Annotated in this window: 20 protein-coding genes; 5 read left to right on the forward strand and 15 right to left on the reverse strand. The window is 54.9% G+C overall.

Annotated elements, in window-relative coordinates:
* Nucleotides 1-55 precede the first annotated feature (55 nt).
* The gene (locus tag WIH05_RS05605; RefSeq protein ID WP_022274255.1) at nucleotides 56-1024 is read left to right on the forward strand and encodes a 3'-5' exonuclease; all 969 of its coding nucleotides are present in this window, start codon (nucleotides 56-58) and stop codon (nucleotides 1022-1024) included.
* A gap of 35 nt (nucleotides 1025-1059) precedes the next feature.
* Here the strand turns inward: WIH05_RS05605 and WIH05_RS05610 are convergent, their stop codons facing one another.
* From WIH05_RS05610 to WIH05_RS05660, 11 genes are all read right to left on the reverse strand, one after another.
* Nucleotides 1060-2670 (reverse strand): D-alanyl-D-alanine carboxypeptidase family protein, encoded by a 1611-nt coding sequence (locus WIH05_RS05610; RefSeq protein ID WP_022274256.1) that lies wholly within the window; start codon nucleotides 2668-2670, stop codon nucleotides 1060-1062.
* A gap of 66 nt (nucleotides 2671-2736) precedes the next feature.
* The gene (locus WIH05_RS05615) at nucleotides 2737-3507 is read right to left on the reverse strand and encodes a TIGR01906 family membrane protein (protein ID WP_337425088.1); all 771 of its coding nucleotides are present in this window, start codon (nucleotides 3505-3507) and stop codon (nucleotides 2737-2739) included.
* Nucleotides 3504-4124: a V-type ATP synthase subunit D gene (locus WIH05_RS05620; RefSeq protein WP_022274258.1), complete on the reverse strand. Its 621-nt coding sequence runs from the start codon at nucleotides 4122-4124 to the stop codon at nucleotides 3504-3506. Before WIH05_RS05620 ends, WIH05_RS05615 begins: the two co-directional genes overlap by 4 nt.
* Before the next feature lie 40 nt (nucleotides 4125-4164).
* Nucleotides 4165-5541: a V-type ATP synthase subunit B gene (locus tag WIH05_RS05625; protein ID WP_022274259.1), complete on the reverse strand. Its 1377-nt coding sequence runs from the start codon at nucleotides 5539-5541 to the stop codon at nucleotides 4165-4167.
* 14 nt (nucleotides 5542-5555) lie between these two features.
* Nucleotides 5556-7322, reverse strand: coding sequence for a V-type ATP synthase subunit A (locus WIH05_RS05630; RefSeq protein WP_215654449.1), 1767 nt, complete (start codon nucleotides 7320-7322; stop codon nucleotides 5556-5558).
* Entirely contained in the window at nucleotides 7319-7906 is a 588-nt protein-coding gene (locus tag WIH05_RS05635) for an ORF6C domain-containing protein (RefSeq protein WP_022274261.1), read from the reverse strand. Before WIH05_RS05635 ends, WIH05_RS05630 begins: the two co-directional genes overlap by 4 nt.
* Before the next feature lie 18 nt (nucleotides 7907-7924).
* Nucleotides 7925-8233 (reverse strand): V-type ATP synthase subunit F, encoded by a 309-nt coding sequence (locus WIH05_RS05640; RefSeq protein ID WP_215654447.1) that lies wholly within the window; start codon nucleotides 8231-8233, stop codon nucleotides 7925-7927.
* 14 nt (nucleotides 8234-8247) lie between these two features.
* Nucleotides 8248-8676 (reverse strand): ATP synthase subunit C, encoded by a 429-nt coding sequence (locus WIH05_RS05645; protein ID WP_022274263.1) that lies wholly within the window; start codon nucleotides 8674-8676, stop codon nucleotides 8248-8250.
* Between the two features lie 15 nt (nucleotides 8677-8691).
* The gene (locus tag WIH05_RS05650; protein WP_022274264.1) at nucleotides 8692-10632 is read right to left on the reverse strand and encodes a V-type ATPase 116kDa subunit family protein; all 1941 of its coding nucleotides are present in this window, start codon (nucleotides 10630-10632) and stop codon (nucleotides 8692-8694) included.
* A 32-nt stretch (nucleotides 10633-10664) separates the two neighbouring features.
* Complete coding sequence (locus WIH05_RS05655; RefSeq protein WP_337425089.1) at nucleotides 10665-11726, reverse strand: V-type ATPase subunit; 1062 nt, start codon at nucleotides 11724-11726, stop codon at nucleotides 10665-10667.
* 3 nt (nucleotides 11727-11729) lie between these two features.
* Nucleotides 11730-12041, reverse strand: coding sequence for a hypothetical protein (locus tag WIH05_RS05660; protein ID WP_337425090.1), 312 nt, complete (start codon nucleotides 12039-12041; stop codon nucleotides 11730-11732).
* A 154-nt stretch (nucleotides 12042-12195) separates the two neighbouring features.
* Between WIH05_RS05660 and WIH05_RS05665 the strand changes: the two genes are divergently transcribed.
* A complete protein-coding gene (locus WIH05_RS05665) occupies nucleotides 12196-13104 on the forward strand; it encodes a LysR family transcriptional regulator (RefSeq protein ID WP_022274267.1) in 909 nt (302 codons plus the stop codon).
* Between the two features lie 180 nt (nucleotides 13105-13284).
* Here WIH05_RS05665 and WIH05_RS05670 read toward each other — a convergent pair whose 3' ends face one another.
* A complete protein-coding gene (locus WIH05_RS05670) occupies nucleotides 13285-14103 on the reverse strand; it encodes an SH3 domain-containing protein (RefSeq protein WP_022274268.1) in 819 nt (272 codons plus the stop codon).
* A 234-nt stretch (nucleotides 14104-14337) separates the two neighbouring features.
* Here WIH05_RS05670 and trmB point away from each other — a divergent pair, with 234 nt between their 5' ends.
* From trmB to trxA, 3 genes are all read left to right on the forward strand, one after another.
* Nucleotides 14338-14979: a tRNA (guanosine(46)-N7)-methyltransferase TrmB gene (trmB, locus tag WIH05_RS05675; RefSeq protein WP_022274269.1), complete on the forward strand. Its 642-nt coding sequence runs from the start codon at nucleotides 14338-14340 to the stop codon at nucleotides 14977-14979.
* 73 nt (nucleotides 14980-15052) lie between these two features.
* A complete protein-coding gene (locus WIH05_RS05680) occupies nucleotides 15053-15199 on the forward strand; it encodes a hypothetical protein (RefSeq protein WP_022274270.1) in 147 nt (48 codons plus the stop codon).
* Between the two features lie 22 nt (nucleotides 15200-15221).
* Nucleotides 15222-15539, forward strand: a complete 318-nt coding sequence (trxA, locus tag WIH05_RS05685) for a thioredoxin (protein ID WP_022274271.1) — start codon at nucleotides 15222-15224, stop codon at nucleotides 15537-15539.
* A gap of 22 nt (nucleotides 15540-15561) precedes the next feature.
* Here trxA and WIH05_RS05690 read toward each other — a convergent pair whose 3' ends face one another.
* From WIH05_RS05690 to WIH05_RS05700, 3 genes are read right to left on the reverse strand one after another with little or no spacing between them, the layout of a single operon-like run.
* Nucleotides 15562-16698: an ABC transporter permease gene (locus tag WIH05_RS05690; protein ID WP_022274272.1), complete on the reverse strand. Its 1137-nt coding sequence runs from the start codon at nucleotides 16696-16698 to the stop codon at nucleotides 15562-15564.
* Nucleotides 16695-17882 (reverse strand): ABC transporter permease, encoded by a 1188-nt coding sequence (locus tag WIH05_RS05695; protein WP_337425091.1) that lies wholly within the window; start codon nucleotides 17880-17882, stop codon nucleotides 16695-16697. The genes WIH05_RS05690 and WIH05_RS05695 overlap by 4 nt, the downstream gene beginning before the upstream one ends.
* Nucleotide 17883: 1 nt before the next feature.
* A complete protein-coding gene (locus WIH05_RS05700) occupies nucleotides 17884-19716 on the reverse strand; it encodes a zinc ribbon domain-containing protein (RefSeq protein ID WP_337425092.1) in 1833 nt (610 codons plus the stop codon).
* Nucleotides 19717-19730: the final 14 nt, after the last annotated feature.

The following is a 19730-nucleotide window of genomic DNA, read 5'->3' on the forward strand; positions in this document are numbered from 1 at the left end:
CGGGCCGCCGTTACAAATTTACAACGGGAAGAATCTGTGTTATACTGGGCGTATTATGAGTAATTACATTGTATTTGATCTGGAATGGAACCAGAGCGCGGCAGGAAAGGAAACATCCCTGGATCATCTGCCGTTTGAGATTTTTGAGATCGGAGCTGTGAAGCTCAACGAAAAAATGGAGCAGGTATCCCAGTTCCACCGGCTGGTCCGCCCCTGCGTGTACCGGCAGCTGCATTATATCATTTCCGAGGTGACCCATGTTTCCATGGACGAGCTGGACAGGGACGGAAGGCCCTTTAAGGAGGTCATGGAGGAGTTCATGGAGTGGTGCGGGGAGGCGCCGGTCTTCTGTACCTGGGGGAGCATGGATCTGACAGAGCTGCAGAGGAATATGGTATACCATGGCATGGAGATCCCCTTTGCCAGTCCGCTGCTGTTTTACGACGTGCAGAAATTATACAGCCTTACTTTTTCTGACGGAAAGACAAGGGAGGCATTGGATGAAGCTGTGAAGCTTCTGAATATCCGGATGGACGCACCCTTTCACAGGGCTCTGGGCGATGCAGTCTACACAGGAAAGGTCATGGCGTGTCTGGACATGAAAGCGGTGGGGGATTATGTATCTGTGGATTATTACAGGATCCCCCGGTGTCCGGAGGAGGAAATTGTTTTGAATTTTCCGGATTATTCCAAATTTGTATCCAGAGGCTTTGCATCAAAGGAAGAGGCCATGAAGGATAAGAGGGTCACGGACATGGTATGTTATAAATGCCGGCGGATGCTTAGGAAAAAGATCCGCTGGTTTTCCTATGGACAGAGATTCTACCTTTGTCTGGCCGCGTGCCCGGAGCATGGGCTTATGAAGGGGAAGATCCGGATGAAAAAGGCTGAGGATGGTTCGATCTTTGTGGTGAAGACCCAGAAGCTGGTGGGAGAAGAGGGCGCAGAGTTTGTGGCGCGGAAGAAGGAAGAGGCCAGAGTCCGCCGGGCAGAGCGGCTGAAAACAAAAAAACATGGGAAATGATCAATGGGGCGCTTAAAAGGCGCCCCATCTGCGTATTATTTTTTCCACCGGTCCCGGAGGCCCGGCTTTTTTATCTGGCTTTTAGAGCGGAGATGCTCCTCCATGATCTGGTCAAATTCCTTGGTGGAGTAGCCCCATTTCTTCAGCCGTTTTTCACGGCGCTGCTGGCGGAGGATCCGCTCGGCCCGCTCCTTGTGGGCCCGGTAGGTGAGGAATCCGAAGATGGCCGCCCCGATGACGGCGATCACAGCCAGGACAGAGATCCCCTTAATGAGGATGGAAATCACGGGAGAGCGGTCCTTTTTTTCCGGAGCTTTGCTGTCAGCCGTTTCCGGCTTTTCGTCCTTTTCCTGGACGTTGGGCCCGACTTCATCCGCCCTGGAGCTCTCCGGGGTATCGGCCTGCTCCGTCTCTTCAGTTTCCAGCCCGGAATCTGCCCCGGCCGTTCCGCTTATGGCCCCGGTGCTTTCTGCAAGCTCTGCCAGCAGAGATGGATCTGGTGTATAGGCCGGGACATTGACGGCCTCCAGATAGGCATGTCCCACATTTCTGTCTCCATACGTATAATCGATCCGCGCCACGGCAGATGACGGAGCCGCTTCCTCCAGAGTATAGCTTAAGGAAGAAGACACATCAGAAAAATCCCCTTCCGAGGGAAGGGTAACGGCGCTGTTTTTTCCAACAGAAAGCCGTATGGAGCCGCCCAGATGGATCCCGCCGATGGCCAGGTCGTTTTCGATGTCCTGATAGACGCTGTCCTGGCCTGCAACGGACACGGACTTGAAATTCCGGAAACCAAAGTCAAAAAGCGCCTTCGTATCGGAGTAATGAGTCTGATGGCCGTTTAAGACCACAGCGATCAGCTTCAGCCCATCCCGCTCTGCACAGGTCACCAGGGTGTTTCCTGCAAGAGAGGTGTAGCCTGTTTTTCCGCCGATGACCCCGTCATAATAGAGGGAATCATTTTTTTTCAGCATCCGGTGGTGGGCGTAGTAGCGCCAGCCGTCGGGATACTGCTTTAATTTCCCGGCCGGAACGTCGTAATAGGTGGTGGAATCGATCTCTACAAAGGTGGGATTGGAAAAAGCCGCCTGGGAGATCAGGGCCATGTCGTAGGCGCTGGTATAGTGGTTTTCATCATTGAGGCCGCTGGGATTGGCAAAATTTGAGCTGGTACAGCCCAGAGACCGGGCCTTTTCATTCATCAGCTCCGCAAAGGCATCGATGCTGCCGGAGCAGTGCTCCGCCAGAGCGTTTGCCACCTCGTTGGCTGACTGGAGAAGAAGGGCGTAGAGGCATTCCCGGACCGAAAGCTGGTCTCCGGCCCGTGCCCCAAGGATCGAAGCTCCAGGCTCCAGGGTGTTGACGGCCTCATTGGAAAACGTTACAGTCTCGTCCAGATCGCAGTTTTCAAGGATGACAAGAGCTGTCAGGATCTTGGTGATACTGGCGGGATAATAGGCCTCCCGGGAGTTTTTTTCATAGAGGATCGCGCCGGAACCGGCGTCCATAAGGATCCCGCCGTCGGCGGAGATGGATACGTCTGTGGGCCAGTCTGCCGCAGCGAAGGCTGCGGAAACTGGAAAAAGCCCTGTCATAAGGGCTATGCACAGAAAGAAGCAGAGTATTTTTTTCTTATATTTCATAAATAAACAGTCCCCATTTTGTCACTTTAGGGTCATTATATAAGAAATCAAAACACAAGTAAAGGATTAATTTCCCCCTTTTTCCGCGGCTTTCCGCCCCTTGAGCCAAAGGAACAGGCAGGCTCCGAAGAAAATGGTCACGAATATGGCAAAAACAATGGCGATCCGCAGAGCCGTATCCATAAAGAACGCTTCGGGCACGATGTTGATGAGCATATCTGTGTCAGGATCCAGGATCCGAAGGTCGTTGTCAAAAAAGATATGGTGGAAAACAACGAAATACCGGGAAAAGTCTGTGGATATGACGGCGGCCAGTGCCAGGCAGGCGGCGAAAAAAACGCCGGTCCCTGCGCAGAGGGAGCCGGGGACTGCCCGGGCCAGGTATGCGCTCCGGTCCTTACGGCCCCGTTTCCAGAAATATAAAAGAGCGGCAAAGGCCAGGGTAAACATAAGTCCGATCCGTCTGAGCCACAGGCCGCCCAGGAACAGCCCCCGCACGTCCTCCATGTGGGCGGTCTCCCGGGCATTGAAAAACTCCCGGTATTCTCCGCCCATGGTGGTGAACACATGGAGGTCCTCCCGGTTTCCGCGCAGATATGCCATCATCTCATCTGTGACGGATAAAAGGTCGTCCATGGTCATTTCCGGCAGGTCGTCCAGGACCTGGTATTTCTCATACTCCATTTTGTAATAGCCGGGGGTCCAGTAGGCCACTGCCTCCACAGCAGTGATCAGAAATACGATCATGAGCCATAGGGCCGTAAGGATACCGGCGGCGTGGATCCAGGGGGCATGCACGCTGTTTTTCGAGGGTTCTGTGGTTCTTTTCTGAATCATTTTCCTGCACTCCGTTTAATCACTTTTAGTCTGGTAAACTCCTCCCGGTCCTTTTCCTCCAGGGCGTTGGTGATCTCTGTGACCAGGGCCTGATAGGACGGGATAGTGATGTTTTTCAAGGCGTTGGCACGTTTCTGGGTCTTTTTGATGCTTTCTGCCAGCCGGTAGGCTGAGGTCTCCACCGTGGCCAGCCGGGCGGTCAGCTCTTTCACCCGCTCAAAGGCCAGGCAGGCCTCGTCCAGGGAATCGCTGGTGCTGTAAAAGGAATAGGGAGGCCTTTCCTTTTCTCTGGGCGTATATTCCACCAGAGGGATCTCTGTCCCCATGATGCTGCGGGCCTTGACCCGGATGGAATCCTCTGTGGGGATGGAGTCGGCGATCTCCTCCACAAAGCGGACCCCCAGCTCAATATTGGCCTTCTGGAGCGCGCGGTAGGCAGAGGTGAAGGTGGAATCGATCTCCGACTGGATGGAGCGGGCCTGGCCGATGAGTCCGGTCAGCTCCTTTAAGAGAATATTCCTCTTTTTATCCATAAGTCCGTAGCCCTGGACAGCCAGGGCCAGGGAGTTTTTGGCCAGGATCAGATTTCCTTTGGTGGGAAAGGTGTTGGGATTCATATGGTTGCCTCCTTATATGCACAGGGCGGCTGTGGCGCATCTATGCGGGTTTATAATATTGATCCAGGATCTTTGTGTCGATCCGGTCCAGCTCTTCTCTTGGAAGCAGGCCCAGAAGCTCCCATCCAATATTCAGGGTATCGATGACCGTCCGGTTGTCGTGGGGATCCTGGCCGATGAACCGCTTCTCAAAGGCCTTTCCGAATTCCAGATACTTCTTATCCAACGGGGAGAGTTCATCTTCTCCGATAACAGAGGCCAGGGCTCTGGCGTCTCCTACCCTGGCGTAGCAGGAAAAGAGCTGGTTGGCCACGTCCTGATGATCTTCCCGGGTATAGCCTTCACCAATGCCGTCCTTCATCAGTCTGGACAGGGACGGCAGGACGCTGATGGGCGGGTAAATGGACTGGCCGTGAAGGGTCCGGTCCAGAACGATCTGGCCTTCGGTGATATATCCGGTAAGATCCGGGATAGGATGGGTGATATCATCGCCGGGCATGGTTAAGATCGGGATCTGGGTCACGGAGCCGTTTACCCCCGCCACGATGCCCGCCCGCTCATAAAGGGACGCCAGCTCGCTGTACAGATAGCCGGGATAGCCCTTTCGGGACGGGATCTCTCCCTTGGAGGAGGAGACTTCCCGCATGGCTTCCGCATAGGAGGTCATATCCGTCAGGATCACCAGGATGTGCATTCCCTTTTCATAGGCCAGGTATTCGGCCACGGTCAAAGCCACCTTGGGAGTGATGAGCCGCTCCACCACCGGATCGTTGGCCAGATTGATGAACATGGCCACATGGTCCAGGACGCCGCTTTCCCGGAAGGTCCGTTCAAAATATTCCGCCACATCATATTTTACACCCATGGCGGCAAAAACAACAGCAAATTTTTCATCGGTATCGTCCCCCAGAGACGACTGCATGACGATCTGGGCGGCCAGCTGGTCATGGGGCAGGCCGTTGCCGGAGAAGATCGGCAGTTTCTGGCCCCGGATCAGGGTCGTAAGGCCGTCGATGGCAGAGATCCCGGTGCGGATATAGTTTCTTGGGTATTCTCTGGCCACAGGGTTCAGGGGCTTTCCGTTGACATCCAGCCGTTTTTCGGCAAGGACCGGTCCCAGGCCGTCGATGGGATTTCCGATGCCGTCGAAGGTGCGTCCCAGCATATCCACGGACACTCCGATCTCCATGGGATGGCCAGTGAGCCGGGTGTGGGTATTGCGGAGCGCCATGTTTTCCGTGCTCTCAAAGACCTGGATCACGGCTTTATCCTCATAGACCTCGATGATGCGGCCCAGCTTTTTTTCCTTTCCGTTTACGGTCATTTCCACGATCTCATCATAGGCGGCTCCGGAAACGCCTTCCAGGACCGCCAGGGGGCCGTTTAATGAGCTTAAGCCCAGATATTCGATTGCCATTTTCTTACGCCTCCTTATGCGTTCCGTTCCATGACGGAGTTATAGAAATCGTCGATCTGCTTTTTATAGCCGTCGAACATGTCCGGACGGTCATTGGGTACGTCATACCGGATGGCGATGACGCGTTCAAAGATCTTTTCCTCCTTCAGTACGGACACCGGCATGCCCATGGAGATGAGGGCCCGGCATTTTTCATAAAGATACAGGATGATCTCCATCATTTTAAACTGCTTTTTTAAGGGTACGCAGGTATCGTCCTTGTGGAAGGCGTTCTGCTGCAGAAAGCCCAGCCGGATCACTCTGGCGATCTCTAAGACCAGCTTCTGGTCATCGGGCAGCACATCGGAGCCGATGAGCTTTACGATCTCCATGAGGCTGCTTTCCTGGTTTAAGAGCATCACCAGCCGGTTCCGGTACTCTACGAAGCTTTTGTCCACATTGGTTTCATACCAGCCGGAAAGGTCTGTCAGATATTCGGAATAGCTGGTGAGCCACTGGATGGCCGGGAAATGGCGGGCATAGGCCAGATTTTTGTCCAGGCCCCAGAAACAGCGCACGAACCGCTTGGTGTTCTGGGTCACAGGCTCGGAGAAGTCGCCGCCCTGGGGGGAGACCGCGCCGATGATGGAAACGGAACCCTCGGAACCGTTTAAGTTCTGGACCATGCCGGCCCGCTCATAGAACTGGGACAGGCGGGAGGCCAGATAGGCCGGAAAGCCTTCCTCTGCGGGCATTTCCTCCAGACGGCCGGAAAGCTCCCGCAGAGCTTCGGCCCAACGGGAAGTGGAGTCTGCCATGATGGCTACATGGTAGCCCATATCCCGGTAATACTCTGCCAGGGTAAGGCCCGAATACAGGCTGGCTTCTCTGGCAGCCACAGGCATATTTGAGGTATTGGCGATCAGCGTGGTCCGCTCCATCAAAGGATTTCCGGTCCGGGGATCGTCCAGCTGGGAAAATTCCTCCAGCACCTGGGTCATTTCATTTCCACGTTCACCGCAGCCGATATAGATGATGATGTCCGCGTCGGACCACTTGGCGATCTGGTGCTGCATCATGGTCTTCCCGGTGCCGAAGCCCCCCGGGATGGCGGCGGTGCCTCCCTTGGCCAGGGGGAACAGGGTATCCACGATCCGCTGCCCGGTGATCAGAGGCCTGGAGGCGGGATAGCGGCGGCTTACGGGTCTGGGGACGCGGATCGGCCATTTCTGGGTCATGGAAAGAATGGCCTCTGAGCCATCTTTTTTCTGGATGGTCACCAAAGGCTCCTCGATGGTGTAATCCCCATCTTCGGCCACAGAGAGGACAAATCCCTCCATGTCCGGCGGCACCATGACCTTATGGGTGATGGCCCGGGTCTCCGGCACCTCGGCGATGACGGCGCCGGGATAGAGGCGGTCGCCTTTTTTTACTGTCATATGGGCGTGCCATTTCTTTTTTGTATCCAGGGAATCCGCGTGGATGCCCCGGTCGATGTAGCAGCCGCTTTCCTTCTGGATGGCGTTTAAGGGCCGTTCGATGCCGTCAAAAATACTGGTCAGGATCCCCGGAGCCAGGGTGGCGGACACGGGAGCCCCTGTACCAGCGACCGGCTCTCCGGGCTTTAAGCCGGTGGTCTCTTCGTATACCTCAATGGTGGTCCGTTCAGAGGTAAGTCCGATGACCTCGCCCACCAGCCTGCCCGTTCCCACATAGACCATTTCATTCATCTGGAATCCGGAATCCCCTTTTAAGTAGATGATGGGACCGTTGATCCCGTAAATGTTTCCCTGAGCTGTCATGATCTGGCGCCTCCTAAAATAAACTGGAAGTTTTCTCCGGCTTCCTTTAATTTCGTTTCAAAAGAATTGTCGATAAGGATGTTTTTTGAGGCGATCACAGCCCGGGTGCCGCCGGAGAAGGGATACTGGCTCACACGGATGTCGCAGCCGGTTTCCATGGATAAGAGGTTCTGCTTTTCCTGGTCCGCAGGATCGATATAGATATGGATCTCCTCGCCCTGGGCAAAATCCCGGGCCTTTCTGATCTGCTCCTTTAAGAGCGTTTCATAAGCCGGGGTCTCCATGAAGCGGGCCAGCCGATCCCTGAGCTCGGAAAAGATCCGGCCCTGGAGCTCCTCCTGTTTCTGGCTGTACGTCCGTTTCAGACCGATCTGATTGATGGCCAGCCGTTTATTGGCTTCCCTTTGTATGGTTTCTGTTTCCGTCTGGATCCTTGCTTCTGCCTGTTTTCTGACATTTTCCTCATGATCCCTAAGGACCGATTCCAGATAGGCCGTATAGTCGGCGGTCATTTTTTCTCCGGCCTCCTGGGCGCTGTGGATGCAGAGCTCTTCAAAATGCTGTAATTTATGTTCAATGGTCACAACAGTCACCTCGATTTTCTAAAGTTTCAGCCCGATGGCCTCGTTGACGTATGCGGTGATGAAATCCGGTCTCCGGCCAGTGCCGTGGCGGTCCGGGATCTCGATCAGAAGGGGCATCTTATGGCCGGTCCGGGTGATCCTGACCAGGTCCGGATATTGCTTCCCCAGAGATTCGGTCAGCAGGAGGATCCCGTTGTCCTTATCAGAGACTGCGTCCTCCAGAGCTTTTTTTACCTGATCCCGGCTGCGGACCAGGATCCCCTCCACGCCTGCCAGCCGCATGCCCGTAAGGGTGTCGGTGTTGTCACTGATGAGATACATTTTCATAGTCTCACCCCGGTTTACAGGCTGCCGATGATCATAAAGGAGATGATCAGCCCGTAAAGGCACACGCCCTCAGCCAGTCCCACGAAGATCAGGGATTTACCAAGGATAGAGGAATCCTCACTGATGGCTCCCAGGGCAGCGGAGGCTGCGGCCGACACGGCAACGCCGCCGCCGATACAGGAAAGACCGGTGGAAAGGGCAGCCGCAATATAGCCCATGCCAGTGGCGTTGGAGGCAGCGGAGGCCGTTTCAGCGGCAAAGGCGTTTCCTGTGAAGAACAGGCAGGATGCGAAGACCATGGTGCCGAAGAAAAGGAATACATTGGCTGCCAGGGCCCGTTTATAGCGTCCTCTGGATCTCTCGCCTGCGGCGAAGGCCCCGAAGGGAACTGCGATGCTTAAGATCAGAGCAATGGTTAAAAGGACTTTTACTGTAAATGTCATGATAAGATCTCCTTTTTAAAAAGTTTGTTTTTTCAGGAATGGTTTAAATTCTCGTCCAGTACCTCGGTAGAAACGGCTGAACAGCTCATAGTATTCCAGCCTCAGCACCTGGATCCCCACCACAAGGCCCTCCATGCCGCAGACGAACAGGTTGCCCAGGACGATGACCGGGATGCTGATATGCCCGGTCTCCGCTCCGGAGAGCATAAGCACCACCTGCATCATGGCAGCGTGGCTCACGGCAAAGGCGCCCACACGGACAAAGGACAGGGTATTGGAAAAGTAGCTTAAAAGCACCTCAAACAGCTCGAAAAAGCCCTCCACGAAGAACATGGCTCCGCCGGAAAGCTCCGGGCCCCGCCTTTCCACCAGGGCGGCCAGGGGCTCCTTTAAAAAGATCAGAAGGAGCGGGACCACGAACATGACTGCCAGAACGGCAGTGGCTGGAAGCGGCCTTCCTGTCATATAAAGGATGATGACGGCAGCCAGGCTCAGGTAAAATATGAATCCCGCCAGGCCGTTGGTGTCGAACCAGGTTTTTTCCGTATCCCGGCATTTGAAGCTTACGGCCATGTTCACGATCATCGTAAGGAGGATCATACCCATGCCCAGGGCAATGGCGGTGACAAATACGGTGTTTAACCGTCCCACAAAGGGGAGAGCGGTCATGGCCTCCGCCGGACGCAGCCAGAGGGCTGGGATCACGTCTTCGAAGCCGAAGACGCTTCCAAAGAGGAAGCCGAAGATGGTGGAGCAGAATCCACAGCAGGAAATGATGGCCGCCAGGTCCAGCTTCTTAAAACGGTAAAGAAGGAAACCGCCGATAAGGAGCAAAAGCCCCTGTCCCACGTCTCCGAACATGAAGCCGAAAAAGAGGGAATAGGTGACGGCGATCAGAAGTGTCGGATCAAATTCATTGTAGGCCGGGAGGCCATACATCTTCACAAACATCTCAAAGGGCCGCAGGAGCGCCGGATTCTTCAGCCGGGTAGGCGGTGTGTTGGTTACATGCTCCCGGCTGTCCTCGATGACGAAGAAGGTGGAGGCATCCTCCTCCAGCTCCTTCTGGAGGGTCCTGGCGTCGGTCTCAGTGGTCCAGCCGCATAAAATATAGAAGGGATGCTCCTTTTTGTCAGTGACGGCCGCGCAGCGGCGCACGTTAAAGTTGGCGTTATAGGAGCCAAGGACCTCCACAGCCTGCAGGAGGGCGGGCTTCTGATCCTCCAGATACGTTTTTTCCCTGGCGTCCAGTTGGGTGATCTGGGACTTTATGTCCTCCAGCTCCTTTTCCAGCCGGCGGATCTCCTCTGTGGGAGTACCCGTATACTGGTCCGGGAGGATGATCCTTTCAAACTGCAGGGATGAAAATGCTGCATCGATCCGCTCTGATACGGGGCCGGGGACAAAATAGATCAGTGTCACATAGTGGTCGGTCTCATGGCATTTATAAAGGATCGTATCCTCAGAGGATTCCGCAAAGGCCTCCAGCTGGGGATAGAGCTCCTTTAAGACTCTTCCGAACCGGTATTTGATGTGACGGAATTTCAAAAGCTCCGGAATACTGAAGTCCAGCTCCCGGTAGAGGTTCACCTGTTCATACAAGGCGTGAGTATCCTTCAGCTTTTGTTTCAGTGCTTCCTTTTCTGCGTCTGCTGCCTCCATGGCTTTTTTTGTCTCCTGGACAAAGGCAATGGCCTCCTCGGCCGTCATGGAAGCAGGCGACGGCGTGCAGACAGCCTTCGTTCCCTCAGAACACAGGGCCGTCAGCTTTTCCGCCGCTTCATATGGCTCCCGGTATGGATTGGTCCCGGGACAGGGAATCAGCTTTGATACGGATTTCAGCTCCGTCAGGGCATTTTCCAGATGGATCTCATACCGGCATAGGACCTGGTTGACCATACGGTCCAGGTCGTCTCTGGGGCCGGAAATGCTGACGAACTTCATTGGTTCGATCATAAAGCCGCTCCTCCTTTCTTTTCCTTCCCTTTTTAGCTTTCGGCCAGACAGGACAGGATCTCATTCCCGTCCAGCTGGTAACGGATGCCCTCGATGGTGGTGATGAGCTTCCGTATTTCTTCTTCCTTGAAATAAAAATAAGTATTTAAGACTGCTGCTGAGTATGGGTTCTTCCGCCCAGAGGTCTGGTAGACAGCGTCCAGCAGTGAGCGGAACAAACGCTTCAGGCGGGGATTTTCCTGGCCGGAGGATGGATCCGGCTGTCCAAAGATCCGGTTCCCGTAGCGGGTGGTCCTTAAGATCCCCAGAAATTCTTCCCTGGAGGCAGCCTGGGCCATGGCTCTGATCTGATCCTTCCTTAATTTATAGTATACCGGGATCAGGAAGTCCTCAATGGCGTGGTCGGAAAGCCGGTAATATTCCTTGGCTCTGGAGAGCCACTCCAGATTTAAAAGGTCGATCTTTTCCCCGATGCACTGGGAGACGGCCTCCAGATCCTTCCGGCCCAGCTGTTTTTTCATATCCTTCCATAAATGGATGAAGTACAGGGAATCCAGGGCGGATTCGTAATCAAAAAGGGCGGTGACGCCCTGGTCCCGGAGCCTGCGGAGCGGTTCATAGTAGAAGGAGCCCCTGAGACCCTCCACAAAGCTGTCCAGGGAGCGGCATTCGGCCAGTCCGGCCAGATCCAGATGGGAGTGCTTCTGGAAAAAATCCTCAAAAATACTCAGATCCAGGTCCGAGGACCGGCTGGAAGCGGCGTCCCGGAGACATTTTTTCAGAATATCGACCTCAAAGTGCATAAAATAAAGATCCAGGAATTTCCGCTGGCTTACGGCGGCGAACCGGTAAAGGCTGGAATAGTCCCGGTAAAGGGAGAGCCATAAAAGCTGCTCGATCCGGCTCCGGTCCAGTTCTCCGTCCCCCGCGGCCTCAAAGGCACAGCTGTAAGAGGGTCGGCTTTTCAGCGTTTCCACCGCCGCGGATACGCTGTCCGAAAAGGCCAGCTGGGAAAAATCTGTGTCTGTAAGAAACCGGCCCTGCATGGCGCGGATCTTGGCCGAAACGGCGCTGTATGTCATAAGATTTCCCATAGACTACACCCCGGTCATTTCCCGGAACAGCCGGTCCACATAGTCTTTGTGGAAGGCGTCATAGTGGCATTCCAGCTGCTGGATGGACTGGGCCGCTTCTTTTTCCTGGGACTGGATGCGGGCGTTGGCGGCGGCATCCGCCTGTTCCCGGAGCTTCCGGATCCTTTCTTCTGTTTCCTGGTCCAGTTCCCTGTCAAACTGTCTGGTCCGTTCCTCATACTGCGCGGTCAGCTCTTTTTTCTTTTCCGTTCCCTCTGCGGCGGCGGCAACGGACCGCTCTTCGATCTGTGAGAGTCTTTCAATGATGGTGTTCATAATTACTGCCTCCTTGGCGGAGCCCCATCGGAACCTCCGCCACATTGAATAATACAACTTGTCTTTTATTCATGACAAATATATAATATTTATATTGTAATAACATTGATGTTATAAACAGACCAGAATGGTCGGTTTACAGGGAGGAAACAGAATGGAATTGCTCCAGTTCCGATATTTTTTAGAGGCGGCCCGGTATGAAAACCTGACCAGGGCGGCGGATGAGCTTCATATTGCCCAGCCTGCCCTGTCCCAGTCTATTATGCGGCTGGAAAATGAACTGGGAGTGAAGCTTTTTGACCGGAGAAATCATCACGTTTATCTTAATGACCAGGGAAAACTTTTAAGGAAGCGGCTGATCCCTTTAATGGAATCCATCGACAGCCTGAAGGACGAGCTGTGGGAATCAGTTTGTTCCTCAGAAAAGACGATCTCATTGAATTTTTTTGCCGCCTCACAGTTTATCACCAACTGTATCATCGCATATAAGGCGGAGCACCCGGATGTGAAGTTCCAGGTATCCCAGCTGGAGACCATGGGCGGCTGCGATATCCACATTGATTCCAGGGCCTCGGTCTACGGTCCTACGGCCATGGGGGAGATCCAGATGCCGGAGGGGGCAGTCCGCCAGGAGATCCTGGAGGAGGAGATCTATCTGGCAGTGCCTGTTAACTCACCGCTGGCAGAGCGGGAGTCGGTGGACCTCAGGCAGCTTCGGGAGGAGGGGTATATCCGGCTGGGAAACGGCTGGCAGCTGCGGCAGATCTGCGATAACTTTTTCCATCAGGCCGGTGTCCGGCCCCAGATGATCTTCGAGAGCAACAGCCCGGAGTCGGTTCGGAACCTGATTGCCGCCGGCCTCGGCATCGGCTTCTGGCCCGAGCGGTCCTGGGACGAACAGCCAGGCCCACAGGTGAAGCTGATCCCCATCCGCTATCCCGTCTGCCGCCGGGACGTGGTGGTGACCATGTACAAGCAGGCACAGGAGAAGCCGGCGGTGGGAGAGTTTGTGGATTATCTGTGCGGGTATTTTAAGAGAGGGCTGAAGGACGAAGATAGATGAAAATACTTTTTCCGTCTTAAGACAGGTTTTCGCAAGATGCCTCCGCAGTCTGTCCAGAAACGGCAGAATGGCTTCCCAGAATGGAGAAAATGTATAGAAAAGACAGCCGCAGAATCATATGGCCCAGGTCCTGCGGCTGTCTCTGTTTGGTTATGTTTAGCTGCCCGGCGGTTTTTCGGATCATTCCCCGGCGGTCAGATACTGCTTCGCCACATAGGCTTCCTGGTCGTTATAGAGGATAACGGCCCAGAAATCGTCGTGATCCCGGATGTACTCCACAGACGCGCCGGGATCCAGCTTTCCGATCCGGTCGGCATCGGTGGACGGCTCCTTCCGGACGTTTAAGGTATCCGTAGTCTTATAGGAGACGGTCTCTGCGGAGGTCTCCTCAGTGGGAGCCTCGGCGGTGGTGGCTTCTGTGGTGGCTGCGGTGGTGGGGATGGAGGCCACGGTCTCATCGGTGGGATCCTTATCCGGCGTCAGCAGCCGGATCACCAGCACCAGGACGACGATCAGCACCACAGGCACAAGAAGCTTTACCATATCCGCAGGATTCAGTCCCAGCCCACCCCTGGAGGGCTGTTTTTTTCTGCTTCCGGCCTGGCGGCTCTGGGTCTGGGAGCGGCGCGGTCTGGGCGCAGCCTTGTCGGCGTCCGTAAAGGAGTAGATCTCCTGGGACAGGACGTGGTAGGCCTGGTTGGCGTTGTAGGCGCTGTTATCCCCTTCCCTGGCGGCCTTGTTGCCGATGGAAAGGATCTGGAGATAGTGCTCGGCTGTGGATTTGCTGATCCACTGGCCGTCGTAAAGCTCATGGATCATATGATCCAGGGAGCTTTCCACGATCCCCGCCTGATCGCATTTTAATTTTACCATATATTCCAGGGTCTGCCGGGCCTTGATCATGGACTGGTTGTATTTTTTCTGGCCCATGAGGCGTTCCGTTTCCTGGACATTTTTTTGTATTTTTTCCCAGATACCGGGATTATCTACTTTTGCCATAGATATTTCCTCCATATTGTCACTCTATAATCCTATTATAAATGAAAAATGAAAAATTTGCATTAACAATTTGTGAACATTCGTGGAAATATTCCAAAAAACGATAACAGCTTTTGAAGCCTCCATTCCAGAGCACACGCTTCTGTTCATGGCCGCTGTTGCAAATACAGGAACAGGATGGTAAAATAGCAGATACAAAAAACAGATGAAAACAGATCAGGAGGACATAAAAATATGAGATTACGCCATATTAAAGGCGCAGAAGAGCAGATCGCAGAAAGCCCCTATGTGATCCAGGATCCCCAGGGCTTAAAGGGAAAATGGCATGAATTTTTTGGAAACCAGAATCCGGTCCGTATCGAGGTGGGTATGGGAAAGGGAAAATTCATCATGGAACTGGCGGAAAAGAATCCGGATGTGAATTACATTGGTATTGAACGGTATTCCAGCGTGCTGTTAAGGGGGCTCCAGAAGCGGTCCCAGCTGGAGCTGTCCAACATTTACTTCATGCGGATCGATGCCCTGGAGCTGGCGGACGTTTTTGATGCCGGAGAGGTGGACCGGATCTATCTGAATTTCTCGGATCCGTGGCCCAAGGACCGTCATGCCAAGAGACGGCTGACCTCTGACCGGTTCCTTCCTATTTACGATCAGATCCTTAAAAAAGACGGCATCATCGAATTTAAAACCGACAACCAGGACCTGTTCCGGTACTCCCTGGAGTCCATTCCGGAGGCCGGATGGACGGTGGACGCCCACACCTTCGATCTTCACAACAGCGAAATGGCGGAGGGGAATGTGATGACCGAGTACGAGACAAAGTTCTGCTCCGAGGGAAAGCCCATCTGCAAGCTGGTGGCGTCCAGAAAAAAATAAGAGTTCTCTTTTTAAAAGGATAGAAGGCGCCGGCCTGCATACAATATTACGAGAAAACAGCCATGGAGCGTTTATGGACATAAAGACCAGGATCCGGAGGAGCCTAGCCAGGGCAACCTGCGATAAGACGGAGCTGGACCGCACAGTGCTGCGGTTTAAAAAGTGTTTTGACGAGGCCAGCGCCGCGCTCTGCGGAAAGGGTAAAAAAACAAAAAAATAAAGATCATAAAGGAGAAATGCATATGGAAAAAATGTTTACAGCCGCTGATTTTGACACAGAGGTACTGGGTTCGGATAAACCTGTTCTTGTGGATTTTTTCGCCACCTGGTGCGGCCCCTGTAAAATGATGGCTCCGGCAGTGGAGAAACTGGCGGAGGAATATGAGGGAAAGGCTGTGATCGGAAAGCTGGATGTGGAGGAGAGCATGGATATCGCCGGCCGCTACGGCGTTATGAACGTTCCCACGCTGATCCTTTTTAAGGATGGCAGGGCTGTGGAGCGGAAGGTGGGCCTTCAGAGCGCCTCTGACCTCAGAAAGTTACTGGATTCGGTTTTATAAGCGCGGGCCGTTCCACTGGTTTTCAGGGCCAGTGGAAGAAGCCGCGGAGGTAGTAATAAGGCAGAAAGAGCCTTCCGGCCTGTCCAAGCCCGGGAAGAAGCCGTTCTGCATCAAAAAATACGGGGCAGAAGACCAGGCTTCCGATGATGAAGAAGGGGATCGCAGCTCCCAGGGCCTCCGGCGTTTTAAGGACGGCTCCCAGGGCCATGGAGAAAATGGAAACGGCAAGGGCGTAAAGGGCCATGGCCGCCGCCTCCGGGAGGATGGCCGCCGCACCGCCGGATGAGATTCCCGGTCCTCCCGAGAGGAGCACCGCAGAAAGTCCGGACAGGGCCGCCAGGGCCACAGGAGCCGCCAGGGCGGCGAAGCGGCAGGGAAGGCGGAGACGGACCGGAAGAGGGATAAAAAGCCCCCTGCGGCTGTCCTCTGCGGCTGTGACTGCGCTGTAAAGTCCGGTGATAAAGAGGAACACAGCCGTCAGCCCCTGGACTGGAAAGAGGCCAGTGGAAGAGGCTGCGGTCCCGGTCTCCCCGGAGCCATTCCCGGTCTGCTCCGGCGCATATGTGTATACATACTCAAAACGGAAGGTACTGCCGTCCTCCATCCGTTCCTTATAAATGTCTCCGGCCTGTCCGGAGGCCTTTTTCCGTTCTGGGGATCCCGCAGCCCCCAGGGCGTCAAAGGCGGCGCCCTGCTCCACGTAATCCTCCAGGATATCCTTGTTCCGGATGGCGGCCAGCTCTGAGAATACCACCTCGGTGGAAAGGGAGGCCGTCACGGTGGAGGGGGCGGAAAAAACGGTGATGGAGCGTTTAAAGCGTCCGCTGTTTATTTTTTGTTCCAGGTTTTCGGGGATCAGATATCCGCACTCTGCCTTCCGGGCGGCCACATGGTCCCGTACCTGCTGTTCATTTTCGCATGGATAAAAAGAGAACAGTCCCGTATCCCGGGCCAGGAGATTCTCCTTTAACCGGTTTCCCAGGCTGGTCGGCTCTGGATCCAGACAGCAGACGGCGATCCGTACCGTACCGTCCTTTCCGTTTTCCATCCTGGATGCGGCGAGGGCGGTCAGAGGAAGGGCGGCCAGAAGGAGCAGAAACGGGATCCGCTTCAGATACCGCTTGCAGCATAAGAAAAACCATAGAATGACTTTTTTCATGGGCGTTTTACCTCAAATGCCAGGCTTATGAAAGTTCCCGCCAGGAAAACTGCCGGGAGCGCCGCAAAGATCCAGGGCTCCCAGTGGGCGGTGACAGCTATTTTTACAGTCTCAATGAAAATATAGGGCGGAAGGAACGGGGCCGCCTTCTGGAAGGCAGAGGGAAGGAACACCAGAGGCAGGATCCCGCCGGAAAAAAAGTGCAGCGCTGTGGCTCCCAGGAACAGGAAAAGTACGCCTCCCATCCGGTTCCCTGCCGCCTGGAAGGCGCATACGGCCAGGGAGGACGCAGAAACGCTTAAGAGCAGAAGCGCTGCGGGAAGCGCGGAGGAAAACGGAATAGCGCCTGTAAGGACGGCTGCGGAGGCGGCAGACAGGAGAAGGACCATGTAGAGAAGGGCCAGCCCCAGGATCCGGGAGAGGATCATGGAAACAGGACCAACGCCGGCCAGGAGGAGCTGTCTGCGCAGCACAGGATCCAGGGGCTGGAGAAAGCCCGAAACAGGGATGGCCGACAGCATAAGGGCCAGGATGAAAAGGCTGATGGCGTAAAAGACCACCGGCTTTACATCCCCCGAGGCGCTCACCGCCGTTTTCCGGAACAGCTCACCGCGGGGGAGGCTGTATTCCAGATACAGGCGGTTCAGATCCCGCTCCAGCTGTGCCCTGGCCTCTGAGCAGTGAAACTGGTCCAGGACCTCGTCCCCGGCGTAGATCCCGGCCTGGGCGGCGCTTAAGGTCTGCGCCCCTGCATCGGCCAGCTCCTTAAAGATCCGGCTTTCCACTCCGGCGTTCTCCGGAAGAAGCACGGGGACCGGTGTGTTGACGCCGCTCATGATGTCCTGGACAAAGCCCTCCGGCACCAGCAGGGCGGCCAGAAGCTCTCCGTTTTCCATCCCTTCCAGACACTCCTCCCGGCTCATGTAGGAAAGATCACAGATACTTTTTACACTTTCCAGAGAGGTGAGCATGGAGGTCACCTGCTTCGCTAAAATGTCGTTTTCAGGAAGAACTACGCCGACGGTGATCCGCCCCGCCGCCTGACCGCCGTACAGGGCCTTGCCTGCCAGAAGGGCAGCCGCACCCATGAAAAACATCAGTACGGCTGCCCCGGCTGCCATCAGAGGGAGGCATTTCAGCGCCCGTTTTAATTCCAGCTTCAGATAAAACAGACGTATCTTCATATTAATATAAGGGGATTCCCAGCCGGTCGGCCACTTCCATGAACCCGTAAGCGCCTTCCATGATCAGGGAATACCAGTCCTCTTCAGTGGCGGCCAGAACGTCCATGGGAGTTCCCTCCAGGGGAGCGATCTCGCCGGAAAGAGGTTTAAAATAGTAATTGCCGCTGAAGATCAGGGAAGAGTCAGCGGTGGAGATCTCCAGGGAGTCGATATCCGCCTGGATGCTCGTTCCCTTTTCCAGCTGGCTTACGATGCCGGAGGCGGAGATCTTAAAGAGCTGGGATCCGTTTTCCACGGCTTCCAGGGAAATATGGTAATCGCCGCTTTCTGTTATGTAGCTGCCGGAATACAGGATGGAAACAGACGGAGCGCTGTCATCGGAGCCGGGCACAAGATCCAGGGAAGCGTCACAGGTGAGCTTTTTATCGTCATAAACGCCCTGCTTTACCAGGTACAGAGCCATGGCATCGTCGCCGCTTCCGATGGTGAGCTGGCCGGTGAGATTCTGGAGCGGGTATGCGCCGCCTTCAAACACAGCTTCAAAGGCCACCTCAGTGGGAACGGTCTGGCTGTCGCCGTCACTGCCTGTGATCCCGCCGTTTATTACAGTGGAGCCCAGGACTGAGGTGAGCACACCGTCCTTATCCAGGTATACGGTCATCTGAATGTCCGTCAGGGACGCGTCCAGGGCCTGGATCATCTGGTCTGCGGCTGCCTTTGCTTCCTCGTAGGCGTCTGCCTGAAGCTCTTCGGCTGTGGCGGGAACAGAGCCGCCCATGAGATCGTTCAGCTTTACGGTCAGCTCCAGCTGGCGCAGGTACTGGTTTTTTAAGGCCTCATCCTGGAGGAAAAAGTCCGAGGAGGTCCGCAAGAAGTCGATCAGCGCCGCCTTGCTGACCAGCACAGAGTAGCCGCGGCATTCCTTTTCCTGTCCATTGACAGTAACGGTGCTTTTATCAGTCTTTTCCACGGTCAGCGCCGCCTTGAAATTTTCCTGGGCCTTGCAGCCCTCTCTGTAACGGTCCATAAGGGCGGGAAGATCCAGCGTGTTTCCTCCCGCAGCGGCATTTTCTTCGGCCAGGGCAGTGACCTCCGTCAGATAAGCGGCTGCCGCGTCGGCAGAGATGCCGTTTTCATCCAGAAGGCGGCTCATGGCAGGGGAATTTTTGATCCGGTCTGCCAGGCCGTCTCCCAGATCCATGGTGAGGACCTTTTCCGACAGCTCCGGGATGGCGGCCATCAGCGTGTGGTCTCCATAATAAAGATCCAGGTTTACCACATCCATGCCATTGTAAACGACTCCCACGTTGGCATCGCTCTTCTTATTTGAAACATCATTCCGGCTGGAAATGCGGAGACCGCCGCCGGTAAGGGCGTTCAGCTCTTCCATGGAGCTGCTGTCCAGGCTTAAGGTCAGCCCTGCTTCTGCATCAGAGGAGACAGAAGCGCTGGAAAACTGGCTGAGTCCGAAAATATCCTCAGCTGGAGATACCTGTTCGTGGGAAAAGGCTGTTTGAAAAGCATCTACCACGGCTTCCTTGGGATCTTTGGCGTTCATCTGAGTGAAGGCAAAGGCCGCCGCCGCTCCTGCGGCTGCCACCACGCCTGCGGCGATCAGAATCTTCATCCCTTTCTTTCCGGGCTTTGGTTCCTCCGGTACAGAGGGGAGAGAACCGGAGGACAGGGCTGTTTCAGAGGCAGGGCTGCCGCCGCCGGAGACGGATCCGGTCTCCTGTGGATCTATCTGGGCAAACTCCAGGGTCAGATCTGCATGGCATACGGGACAAATGGTACTTCCTTCGGGAATTTCTGCTCCACATTTAAAACAAATCATATAGTTCCTCCATT

The sequence above is a fragment of the Alitiscatomonas sp. genome, assembly GCF_037242085.1.
Taxonomy (GTDB): domain Bacteria; phylum Bacillota; class Clostridia; order Lachnospirales; family Lachnospiraceae; genus Alitiscatomonas; species Alitiscatomonas aceti.

Excerpts from the sequence above, each read along its gene's own strand:
- WIH05_RS05655 (WP_337425089.1), bottom strand. The coding sequence starts at position 11,726 with ATGGGAAATCTTATGACATACAGCGCCGTTTCGGCCAAGATCCGCGCC.
- WIH05_RS05640 (WP_215654447.1), bottom strand. The coding sequence starts at position 8,233 with ATGAAAATGTATCTCATCAGTGACAACACCGACACCCTTACGGGCATG.
- trmB (WP_022274269.1), top strand. The coding sequence starts at position 14,338 with ATGAGATTACGCCATATTAAAGGCGCAGAAGAGCAGATCGCAGAAAGC.
- WIH05_RS05660 (WP_337425090.1), bottom strand. The coding sequence starts at position 12,041 with ATGAACACCATCATTGAAAGACTCTCACAGATCGAAGAGCGGTCCGTT.
- WIH05_RS05690 (WP_022274272.1), bottom strand. The coding sequence starts at position 16,698 with ATGAAAAAAGTCATTCTATGGTTTTTCTTATGCTGCAAGCGGTATCTG.
- trxA (WP_022274271.1), top strand. The coding sequence starts at position 15,222 with ATGGAAAAAATGTTTACAGCCGCTGATTTTGACACAGAGGTACTGGGT.
- WIH05_RS05670 (WP_022274268.1), bottom strand. The coding sequence starts at position 14,103 with ATGGCAAAAGTAGATAATCCCGGTATCTGGGAAAAAATACAAAAAAAT.
- WIH05_RS05700 (WP_337425092.1), bottom strand. The coding sequence starts at position 19,716 with ATGATTTGTTTTAAATGTGGAGCAGAAATTCCCGAAGGAAGTACCATT.
- WIH05_RS05650 (WP_022274264.1), bottom strand. The coding sequence starts at position 10,632 with ATGATCGAACCAATGAAGTTCGTCAGCATTTCCGGCCCCAGAGACGAC.
- WIH05_RS05665 (WP_022274267.1), top strand. The coding sequence starts at position 12,196 with ATGGAATTGCTCCAGTTCCGATATTTTTTAGAGGCGGCCCGGTATGAA.
- WIH05_RS05645 (WP_022274263.1), bottom strand. The coding sequence starts at position 8,676 with ATGACATTTACAGTAAAAGTCCTTTTAACCATTGCTCTGATCTTAAGC.
- WIH05_RS05625 (WP_022274259.1), bottom strand. The coding sequence starts at position 5,541 with ATGGCAATCGAATATCTGGGCTTAAGCTCATTAAACGGCCCCCTGGCG.
- WIH05_RS05680 (WP_022274270.1), top strand. The coding sequence starts at position 15,053 with ATGGACATAAAGACCAGGATCCGGAGGAGCCTAGCCAGGGCAACCTGC.
- WIH05_RS05695 (WP_337425091.1), bottom strand. The coding sequence starts at position 17,882 with ATGAAGATACGTCTGTTTTATCTGAAGCTGGAATTAAAACGGGCGCTG.
- WIH05_RS05630 (WP_215654449.1), bottom strand. The coding sequence starts at position 7,322 with ATGACAGCTCAGGGAAACATTTACGGGATCAACGGTCCCATCATCTAC.
- WIH05_RS05605 (WP_022274255.1), top strand. The coding sequence starts at position 56 with ATGAGTAATTACATTGTATTTGATCTGGAATGGAACCAGAGCGCGGCA.
- WIH05_RS05610 (WP_022274256.1), bottom strand. The coding sequence starts at position 2,670 with ATGAAATATAAGAAAAAAATACTCTGCTTCTTTCTGTGCATAGCCCTT.
- WIH05_RS05615 (WP_337425088.1), bottom strand. The coding sequence starts at position 3,507 with ATGATTCAGAAAAGAACCACAGAACCCTCGAAAAACAGCGTGCATGCC.
- WIH05_RS05620 (WP_022274258.1), bottom strand. The coding sequence starts at position 4,124 with ATGAATCCCAACACCTTTCCCACCAAAGGAAATCTGATCCTGGCCAAA.